This is a genomic window from Mycobacterium sp. 1465703.0 (assembly GCF_001672975.1).
GTDB lineage: Bacteria > Actinomycetota > Actinomycetes > Mycobacteriales > Mycobacteriaceae > Mycobacterium.
Genome location: NZ_LZKU01000280.1, coordinates 1 through 9,896, shown reverse-complemented (window position 1 = coordinate 9,896; position 9,896 = coordinate 1). Strand labels below are relative to the sequence as shown.

At 62.4% G+C, this 9,896-nt stretch carries 7 protein-coding genes and 1 pseudogene; 5 read left to right on the top strand and 3 right to left on the bottom strand.

Annotated features, from left to right (window positions below):
- The first annotated feature begins 82 nt into the window (after nt 1-82).
- Nucleotides 83-1,579, top strand: coding sequence for a type VII secretion integral membrane protein EccD (gene eccD / locus A5625_RS26365; protein WP_067001342.1), 1,497 nt, complete (start codon nt 83-85; stop codon nt 1,577-1,579).
- Between the two features lie 2 nt (nt 1,580-1,581).
- On the opposite strand, the gene eccB is transcribed toward eccD, so the two are convergent.
- Nucleotides 1,582-3,090, bottom strand: a complete 1,509-nt coding sequence (gene eccB, locus A5625_RS26360) for a type VII secretion protein EccB (protein ID WP_067001340.1) — start codon at nt 3,088-3,090, stop codon at nt 1,582-1,584.
- A gap of 209 nt (nt 3,091-3,299) precedes the next feature.
- Between eccB and eccE the strand changes: the two genes are divergently transcribed.
- Entirely contained in the window at nt 3,300-4,913 is a 1,614-nt protein-coding gene (eccE, locus tag A5625_RS26355) for a type VII secretion protein EccE (protein WP_232003833.1), read from the top strand.
- A gap of 237 nt (nt 4,914-5,150) precedes the next feature.
- Complete coding sequence (locus A5625_RS26350) at nt 5,151-5,978, top strand: DUF5336 domain-containing protein (RefSeq protein ID WP_156748591.1); 828 nt, start codon at nt 5,151-5,153, stop codon at nt 5,976-5,978.
- Between the two features lie 63 nt (nt 5,979-6,041).
- Here A5625_RS26350 and A5625_RS26345 read toward each other — a convergent pair.
- Both A5625_RS26345 and eccA read right to left on the bottom strand, forming a co-directional pair.
- Nucleotides 6,042-7,028: pseudogene (locus A5625_RS26345) on the bottom strand (MinD/ParA family protein); the annotation flags it as partial.
- A gap of 97 nt (nt 7,029-7,125) precedes the next feature.
- Complete coding sequence (gene eccA / locus A5625_RS26340; protein ID WP_067001330.1) at nt 7,126-8,934, bottom strand: type VII secretion AAA-ATPase EccA; 1,809 nt, start codon at nt 8,932-8,934, stop codon at nt 7,126-7,128.
- Between the two features lie 153 nt (nt 8,935-9,087).
- On the opposite strand from eccA, the gene A5625_RS26335 reads away from it, so the two are divergent.
- Both A5625_RS26335 and A5625_RS26330 read left to right on the top strand, forming a co-directional pair.
- The gene (locus tag A5625_RS26335; RefSeq protein ID WP_067001328.1) at nt 9,088-9,429 is read left to right on the top strand and encodes a hypothetical protein; all 342 of its coding nucleotides are present in this window, start codon (nt 9,088-9,090) and stop codon (nt 9,427-9,429) included.
- Between the two features lie 23 nt (nt 9,430-9,452).
- Nucleotides 9,453-9,896: YbaB/EbfC family nucleoid-associated protein (locus tag A5625_RS26330; RefSeq protein WP_067001326.1), on the top strand; the 444-nt coding region annotated here is incomplete at its 3' end.

Genomic DNA, 9,896 nt, shown 5'->3' with positions numbered 1-9,896 from the left:
CCGACACCCGATTCTGACGAACATACAAGGGTCATTCAAAGGTATTGTCGCGCTTTATGGGTCGCAGAAACGTCACCACCAGATGACGCTACCGTCATCCTTCACCGAGCTGGATTCCGAGTCAACCGATGAGCAGGAGCTCGGCCGGATCGCGGTTCTGGTCGGCGGACTGCTCGTCGACGTCGCGGTTCCCAGCCGGGTGAACACGTCGGCGATCGTCAACGACGTCATCGAGTTAGCCAACGATCAGCTTCTCGCAGGCGCCGGCCTGAACGTGAAATTTGATAATTCCGAAGGTAAGTGGGTTTTCACCCGCCTGACGGGCGACGTCATCGAGCTGGATCGGTCGTTGGCTGAGGCGGGCGTCCACGACGGCGAGCTGCTGATCGTCGCGGAAGCCAATACACCTGCCTCATCGCCGTTGAGCGACGAACTGGAAGGCATGGCCGAGCCGCAAGACAACCGCGGCGGCTGGTTCACTGAGCAACGTTGGATGGCAGCGTGGTTCGTCCTCAGTATCGCGCTGGCAGCAGCGACGGTGCTGATACTTCCCAAGGCTGCAGGGACGCTTCGGATCGCCGGCGTGCCGGTTGCTGCGGCCGCGGCGTTGATAACCGGAATGTGCTTTGCTGCTACCAGTCTCGTGCTGTCGTTCCGGCCGGGCGACAGGCGCAGGGCAGCCTGGCTGTCCGGGTCTGGCCTGCCGTTGATATTCGGCGGGTCGTTGTATGTCCTACCGGAGGTGCATGGTGCCCAGGCGCTGCCCATGGCGCTGGCGCTGACGGCATTGGTTGCATTGTTGCAGCTGCTGGGATCCGGGCGGGCCCGTGCGCTGTACACCGCCGTGATAGCGCTCGCGGTGTTCGGTGCACCGGCTGCAGTGGCACAACAATTCCTGGGTTGGTATCCGCGCACGGTAGGCGCGATTTTGGCCACTGTGGCGGTTATGGTCGTCTACTTGGCGCCCAGGGCCACGATCGTGTTGTCCGGCGTACCGGTGCCCCGGGTTCCGACCGCGGGTGAACCGCTCGATGACATCGAAACCCAGGGCGTCACCGCGGTGGAGGGCGTCAATGCAATCGGTAAACAGGTCATTCCCACCGAGGCGGGGATGGCTGACCAGGTGCGCCGGGCTAGAGAATATCTGACCGGGCTGGTAGCTGCGGCGGCGATACTCGCCGCCATCGGTTGCTGTTTCGCTCTGGACGCAGCAAACGGATTATCCTGGCAAGGAATAGCTTTCGGTATCGCGGTGGCAACCGTGCTGTGTTTGCGTGGCCGCAGCCACCACGATCTCGTCCAATCGGCTGTCTTGATCGGCGGCGGTCTGGTGATCGCAGTTGTCGTGATAGTCAAGACAGCTACGTTCGTCGACAGCTTGCAGATCAAAGCCGCCATCGCTCTAGTCACGTTGACGGTACTTCTGGTGATGTGTGGGTTGGTCGCGCCTCAGCGAGAGTTTTCTCCGGTGATGCGGCGTAGGGTCGAGCTTCTCGAGTTGTTCGCCATCGCGCTGGTGATTCCGCTGGCCTGCTGGATAATCCGGGTGTACGCGTTCTTCCGCGAGATGCGAATCTGACTTCAATGTTTGGGCGGTGGGATCTGGTGGCCCCTGGGGTCTGCTGCCATGCCGTCATGGGTGATCAACGCGGCCCGCTGGGACAGTGCCGGTCCGGGCGGCAGCAGTGCCAGCACCGGCCAGGGCGCTGTCTGCGGTACCGGCGTGGTGCTGCCGGGTTGTTTGCTTCCGGTGACGCCCAGCGCGACGGCCACGGTGTCATCCTGGATATGAAAACGAACCCCTAAATCGTTGACATAGAACAATTGTCCCAATGCGCGGCTGGTCGTCTCTTCGCCGGCGGCTTGGACGTACTCGCCGGTGCCGGGTTTGAGGTACACGCTGTCGAGGCCCGGTCCGCCGCCGTCCGCGGTAGCTAGCCGCACCGGCTGCGCATCACTGGGCAGCGGGAGGTGGCGTCCGGCCAGCAGGCGGGTGGTTGCCCCGCTGGCCGAGTTATTGCGCTGCCAGGACATGCAGACAACGCCATCCGGATCGGCATGCAGGAGCCGCGGCAGAGCAACCGGGTAGTGCTCTACGGGCAGCGTGTGCACGATAGGGACCTCCCTGACCAGAGCCGGCGAGATGTCAATCGGCACAGACGCGTTCGGCGAATCAGGGTTGCCGTAGCGGATGATGTCCGCAGTCGCTGCGGATATGGGCTGCAACCCTTCCGGCAGCACCACGTAAAGCTGTTCACCGCTGGAGTCGACGGTTTTCAAGATCGCGCCCACCCGGTACGCGTCGGGCAGATAGCTGGTTGGCTGCGCGACATCCGCGATGACAATTGGCACAACCGGATCGACCAGCGGGAAAGAGTTCAACAGTCCCGGTGAAACGTCTCGAATATCACTGTTGCCCAGCCTCAGTGCGTTGTGCAGAGTGGGATCGGCCGGATTAATCTGAGCTCGTACACCGCTGTAGATCAGGTATGTAATCCCGTGGGCCCTGGCAAGGAACATCTGCTCCGCGGAGGCCACCCGGATGTCTTCGTCGAGCACGGGATCGTTGGCAAGAACCGTCGTATCGACCACGGACTCGCCGACCTGCCCAGGAACGGAGGGGGTTTGCGTGGAATCGCACACCGTCCATGACGACATCCCCGTGTTGTCTGCGCCGTCGATCGCGCTGGGCGCTCCGACGATGCCGACCATCGGGCCCAGGGCAACAGTGTTCAGGAACTTGTCATCGACTTGTTTTGGTACGTCGCTTTTTCCGACGATCAACCGGGCTGACGCCAAGTTGAGGACAGGGTGTAACCGGTCTCCGATCCGAACGAACAACGTGCCGTTCGATTTGCTGATCATGATCGTCGAATCGCCGAAATTGGGTGTCGGGCGGAAAAACGCTAGTACACCGGCACCGCCCGAAATGACTATGGCGATGACTGCCCCGACCAACAGCGCGCGCATCTGCCCCCGCATGGGATCGTGGATCATCCGGGAATCGGCGCGTATCAGCGCATGTTCCATCCGTCGGATCAACAGCCTGTACCCGTTGACTTGTGCACGCGTGGTGACTTGCGCCGGCACGGCGGCCCCTATCAGCGTTTGATGGAATGCCCAAGAACGAGATCAGCTTACTTGGCCAGTCGAAGCGGTAGCCAAGCGACGAAATCGCCTGTCAGTAGGACTGTCAGCCGGAAGGGAAGCACGCAGTGAAGCGACGTGAGCGGCCACCGATAAAGGAGGCAGCCGGGTCCGCGCAATTGTCAAGGACAGCCGCGATCACGTTGCAACGCGTGCTGCCTTTGTACGACTTGCTGGTGGCGCAGTCATTCGTAGCGGCGGGGATGTATATCGGGCCGCTGCTGCACCAGTCGGGCTGGTACGGCGCCGCAGCCGGCCTGGGCCTAGCCGTAGTGGTACTGGCGCGAATCGGGGGATCATCAGTGCCTTGCAGGGTCGCGGCGGCGTGGCGGTTCTGGTATGAACGCCACCGCCGCAAGCGCAGAGGCGAACACTTCGAACCGTTCAACGCAGAATTGTCCGACGGGTCACAGATCGGGTTCCACTGGGACGGCAAAATCTTGATGTCCTTGGTGCGAATTCTTGAAGACCCCCAGCGGATGACGGTCATGGAGCCTGCAAAGACGGTGTCGGGCCAGATGGTTTCGGCGCAGACATTAGTGGATTGTCTCCGCCAGTTCGACATCGATCTGGACTCCGTCGATGTGATCAGCCAGGGTGCTCGATCCCACAGGCACAGTCAGATCGGGTCGGTCTACGAGGCGGTGCTGGGGCCGCTGCCCGCGATCGCGCGGCGCTCGGTCTGGGTGGTGATTCGGATGGATCCGACGTTGTGTCCGGAAGCCGTGCGCCATCGGGGTGGCGGTTGGCAAGGAATTATCCGGACAGCGACGACCGCCACCCGACGGCTGGCCAACCGCCTGTCCGACGCGGGACTGCGGACGCGAATCGCGACCGCCGACGAAATCACGCAGGCCACACGCGAACTGACGCGCGGCGCCGACCTGAACGCTCTGGACGAAACCTGGGGAGCTTGCCTGGACGGCAAGTTCGAGCGACGCAGCTACTGCTTCGAACCGCCGATGTTCACCACTGCTGGGCTCGCCCTGCTGTGGACCGTGCCGAGTGATTCGACGACAGTGTGCATCTCACTGCGTCGTGATGCGTGCGATGACTTGATCAAGCTTCGGGGCCTGGTGCGGTTCGACGGTTACGGACATGCCGCAGTCAAACTACGTGACCTGAAAAGCTTGCCCGGCATGCAATACGCGGCGTTGAGGTGCAGCCTGCCGTTGCCGTCACCGCGGCGATCGGTGGGGGGATGGGTGTTCGGAAAGGGCGCTGACGCCGTTAACGACATCCGACTGCCGGTCTGCGGGTGCGGTCAAGTCGTCGGGGCCGACCAGCACGGACGAGCGGTTGCGCTGCCGCTCTTCGGGCCGCACGTGCACCGGGTGGAGATGTGTGGCACTTTGCATCTGGCGCAACAGGTAGTGCTCCGCTCGCTGGCGTTGGGCGCCTGCGTCCGGGTCCACTCTCGACGTCCCGCCGCGTGGCAGGCGATGGTGGACCAGGTCGGTGACCATGGCCTGCTCAGCGTCAACGGCCGCAACGGCGTTGCCACGCCGACGCAGGCGACTCGCCGTCATCCCGTGGAAATGTTTGACGGCACGCCCGAGAAGTCGGTTTTGCCAGCTACAACCGTGATGATAGTCAAACCCACCCATTCCCAGCCGTCAGTGGACGTGGACGTGACGATGGAACTGCTCGATCACCATCGCGACCTCGTCCGAGTGTGCACTCGGTCAGCGTCGGCGACGGTGACGATGGTGGCCACTCCCGACGAGATGCTTTACATCAAGTCGTCATTGGACATGGTGGACTGAATCCAACGGTGTAGAAGCCAAAACCTCACAGCAGAGCGGAATTTGGTCATAGCCCCGCGCCGACAATTTCTCACCACCGACGCCACCGGTTACGGTGTGCAAACGGATAGCGCTCACCACGGATGAGCTCTATGATTCGGGATCGTCGGGTCGCCAACCCGACCCTTTTCGGGGAGGCGTGTCCCACGGCGAAAGCGATGGTCGCAGCGATCGACCAAGTCAGTTTGGAGTACGACGATGACTAGCGAACGAGGCTACCCGGCCTATGCCGCCGGATACGGCGCGCCCATCGCCGCCCATAGCGGGCACTCATCCAAAGCCGCTGCGTCTCAACGAAATCGGTTATGTCGACTTTTGTGGACCGTTGTCGCGATCATCGGCCCAACGAGCTTTGGAGTGTGCCTGGGCTCGCCGCAGGTGGCGGGTTACCCGGTGCGACTCAGTGTGTTGGCGGCGATCGTCGCGGCGGTCGGACTTCTTCCCAGACAGTCGGTGCGCGGCTGGGTTGTCGTTACTCTTGCGGTCGCGGGTCTTCTTGATGGGGTGGCCGCCTTGGTCCCGGCTGGCCCGTCAGGTGGGGCATTGATATCGATCGTCGCCCTTGCGGCAGCACAGTCAATCGCCGCATTGGCCGCGCTGCTGCAGGAGAGCGGCGTCTTCGCTCCATCCGAATCCACTGGCGGACGCAGTTCTTCGCCATACCAGAGTCTCGTTCAGGCATACCAGGCATATGTGGCGCAGTATCAGCAGTATTGCCAGGAGTCCGTGGTGCACTACCGCGCCGCAGGACGAGCCGAGGCACAAGGACATGCCGACAGCGCCACCCCGGCGGCCCGGGCGCAGGCCGATACGGTGCAGGAATCGTTCTCTGAGCTGCAGGCCAAATACGCTCGACACAGCGTGGGCGCGCCCGCCCAGCAGTCACTCGCCAACCCCGGGAACGAGCCGACGGGAACGGCCGGAATCGGCGTCGCCGACGGGAAACGCACTGTGCCAGGGTCGTACCCGTACCCGGGGGGTCAACATGCCGCCGAGCAAAGCATCAGTGAGCCCACCGAGCCGTAGCTATACCGTGAAATCCGCAGAACGGTCGGCACGCCAAACGTTTCGGCCCGACTCATGGGTCCTTCAGCCGAACCCGTCGGCCACCGAAGCGGCCAATTCCACGTATTGTCGCCGCGTCTTTGGATTCAACAAGTCGATGGAGATCTCACCACCCGCTGCGAGATGGGGATCATAGGGAATCACGAAAAGCGAACGCACGCGCGCCTGGAAGTGCTGAACCAACTGCTCGGTCTTGATCGGCATAGCACCCGGCTGGGCCGAGCTCAGCACCACGCTGGCGTTGGGAACCAGATGCGCATAACCGTGACATTGCAGCCAGTCGAGCGTCGCCAGCGCGCTGCGTGCCGCGTCGATCGCCGGGGAGGCGACGATCACCAGGGCATCAGCGACATTGAGCACTCCACGCGTAGCCGAGTGGGTTAGGCCCGTGCCGCAGTCAGCAAGGATGATGTTGTAGAAGCGATCCAATATTTCATGCACGGCGTGATAATCGCGTTCCGAAAACGCTTCCGACACCGCGGGATCCCGCTCGGAGACTAAAATTTCCAATCTGCTCGGGCTCTGCGATGTATGCCGCCGCATGTCGGGGTAGCGCACGATCTCCCCGTCGGTCAGAAGGTTGCGCACTGTGGAGCGGGTCTGACTAGGCCCACGTAGGCCCAGAGTCCCGAAGTCGGGATTGGCGTCCACGGCGATCACTCGGTCACCCCGCAACGACGCGAAGGTGGCGCCCAACCCGAAGGTGGTCGTGGTCTTCCCGACGCCACCTTTCAACGACAGCACCGCGACGCTGTAGGAGCCTCGCACCGGCTGGTTGACACGATCGACCAATGCCCGCCAGCTTGATTCCGCCGCCGATTCACCTAGGTTCACCGTGCCACAGGTGATGTGGTGCAGCATCTTTCGCCAACCGCGTTGCGGAACCGCCCGCGACCGAGTCAAGCCAAGTTCGTCTGCGGCCGGCGTACGCGCACTGTGCGGCCGAGTTGGCACATCACCCGCAGCGCTGGTGAAGTCCGTGTCGATCCGTGCGTGACGGTTTATCGGTGGCCTCGGATCTGGCGGCCTGCTCGTACCGTTGACAGGGTTGACAAAACCGTCGGGGCGACCGGATTGGTCTAGGTAGGCCACGGAATCTCCTGGTCTGCTACGTCAGATTCAATGTCTGCAGGATGCTGCTCAGCGCTGCCTTCATGTCGCTTCCTTCGATGGCCATGAGTTCATCCTCATCGAAGTGCAACGCGCTGTCGCAAGCCTCGGTGAGACGATAGGCTCGCTCCTCCTCGGCCGCTTCGATTACGTTACGCACGAAGCGCCCGTTACCCGCCAGATCGATGCTCTTGCGGACGTTGCCATCGTGGTCAGTGGACTCCTCGGAGCACAGCCGATTGCACACGGACACGAGTTCGTCGTACGCAGCGGGCGATAGCTCGGAGTCCCGCGACTTGGCTATCAGCCTGCCGATGTCCCCGAGTTCGGAGGGAGCGTATGACGGGAAGCGGATACGCTTGGTGAACCGCGAGGCGAGACCCTCGTTGGAGGCAAGAAAGCGATCGATTTCCGCATCGTATCCGGCGATGATCACAACCAGACGGTCACGATCGTTTTCCATGCGGGCTAGCAAAGTGTCGACTGCTTCCCGCCCGAACGCATCGCCGCCTGAAAGACCGGTCTGGATCAGTGTGTATGCCTCGTCGATGAAGAGCACTCCGCCCATGGCGCTGTCGATCAACGCGCTCGTCTTGATCGCTGTGCTCCCCAAGTGCTGACCGACGAAATCCTGCCGCTTGGCTTCGATGACCTTGAGCGACTCCAACAGCCCTAGGCCGCAATAGGTTTTGGCGACCACCCGAGCGATCGTGGTCTTGCCCGTGCCCGGCGGACCGGTAAATGCCAGATGGAGGCTGCGAGCGACCGTACTGAGCCCCTTGTCCTCGCGCAACTTCGCCAGCTGCGCCGCGGACCGGAGCTTGGCCACCTGCAATTTGACGTCGGCCAATCCGACCTGGCGGTCCAGCTCTTGCTGCGCCGCCCGCAAGTGCTCGTTGCCGCGTTCGGTCATGTTTTCGGCATCGAGTCCCGCTGCGGTCGGAGCGCTGGCGGGGTCCCATTTGTTAGCGCGGGACTCGATGACCTCCTTGGTTGTGATGACAAGTCGGTACTTCGGGTCGTTCAGTGCCGCGTAGTTGGCTTCGAATCCGGGTTCTTCGCTGTAGATTCGCTCGAAGATCTTGCGGGCTTCGGGTTCGTTGCCCATTTCGCGTAGGGCGAGTCCCTTGCAGAATTCCGCGGCCCGGCGGGCCGCCGGGATTGGTCCTTCGAGTGCGTGGTCGAGCCGGCGCAAACCCTCACCGAATAGCCCCATTTGCGCGCACGCGGACCCGACCATGAGGTGCGCGCCCGCCGCCAGGTACTCGTCGTGGAATGACGCGGAGTTCGCCAGCGCCGTCAGTACATCGGGCCATCGCTGCGTGGTGAAATAGAGGACGCCGCGTATGTAGGAGGAGATATCTTCTGTGGCCGCGTCTGCCACGGCTGGGTTCGATGCGGCGATTTCGTCGAGCGTCCGCTCGGCCTCGTCGTAGTCTTTGCCCTCAATCAAGCTCGCCACGTAAGCCAGCTTGATTTCGGTGAGCGAACTCAAGGTGTAGTCCACATAAAGACCTGTCTCGAATCGCCCGCACAGTGCACGGGGCGCCAGACCTAGCCGACGTTGCTCACGGCCCAGAAACCTGCAACTGCGGTGCAGGTGATGGATGACTTCCGCAGTGGTCTCGCCGGCGGCGGCACGGCCGAGCCAGGCGTCGCACATTTCCGGGTCGTATTCGGTTGCCCGTTTGAAAGCCAATCCCGCGTAGTGCACGTCGCGGTCAACTTCCATTCCGTCCACCGGGATGCCAAGCGAGAGCACCCCGGCGTCGAAGACTCGCTGTGCGTTCCTGTTGTCACCACTCATCCAGTGGCCCCAGCTTTCTTTCGATCGGACTCGCTTCAGGGAACGGTGACACGGTGAGGCGTTTGCCCGACGGACGACTGCTACCGGTCGTCTGCAAGTGTACTAAGCTGGCGCGTAAACGGTTTCGGGTTGTTAGGGACTTGGCGCAGATCCATGGACGAATCACGCAAAGCCATGCAAGGGTCGCAATGGTCTCCGAACGGAGGAATAGTTGTTCGGACGACCGAGCGAGGCCTGCCCCTCGCGATGAAGCTGGATAGACGCGAGTTAGCCAAGCCACCAACGCAATTGGCTCAGGAGATACTTTTGCTGTGTCAGCTGTCCGCCATGCGTATGCAGGTCGCACGGCGTCGGGATTTGGTTGCCCGCGGCTTCAGTCACGCCGTCATCAGCGGTCTGAATCTCAGCACTGAACAAGAGCTCGCTGACGCCGAGGCGCAGTTTTGTGACAGCGACCCTGACGATCCGCCCGACACCTGGATGAACCGGATTTGACAGGCGGACTTGTAGATTCGCTCATGGCACGCATTGCCAAGCAGCGTGACTTGCTCCAGGCGATGGATGAGCACTGCAAATCCATCACCGTCCGCGTGACAACTCGCTGTAAGTCGGTGAGCGTAGAAGTGGACGGGCTCGGCGCCATGACCGGGCTTTGGCTAGGAGAATCAGCCTATCGCGCAGGAGCCGACGCCTTGGCAAAGCTGATTGTGGACACCGCCGGTGCGGCCGCGCGGGCAGCCTCGGACCGACAGAGCTATCTGGTCCGAGAGTTCACCGAAAGGCTGACCGCGCTGCAGCAAACACCGCTGGTCCGCCGCGACGGCAGCGTCCTCCAGCCGCGTTCGCATAGCTCAGTGGTTGAGCAGACCGGCGCGGGCGTGCTCCCGACAGACACAGGGCGGAGCGACGAATGCCATTGTGACTTCACGACCTACCCAAGGACACGCTCGCCGAGGCGGTAC

Coding starts and splice junctions, on each gene's coding strand:
- A5625_RS26350 (WP_156748591.1), top strand. CDS start 5,151: ATGACTAGCGAACGAGGCTACCCGGCCTATGCCGCCGGATACGGCGCG.
- eccA (WP_067001330.1), bottom strand. CDS start 8,934: ATGAGTGGTGACAACAGGAACGCACAGCGAGTCTTCGACGCCGGGGTG.
- A5625_RS26335 (WP_067001328.1), top strand. CDS start 9,088: ATGGACGAATCACGCAAAGCCATGCAAGGGTCGCAATGGTCTCCGAAC.
- eccD (WP_067001342.1), top strand. CDS start 83: ATGACGCTACCGTCATCCTTCACCGAGCTGGATTCCGAGTCAACCGAT.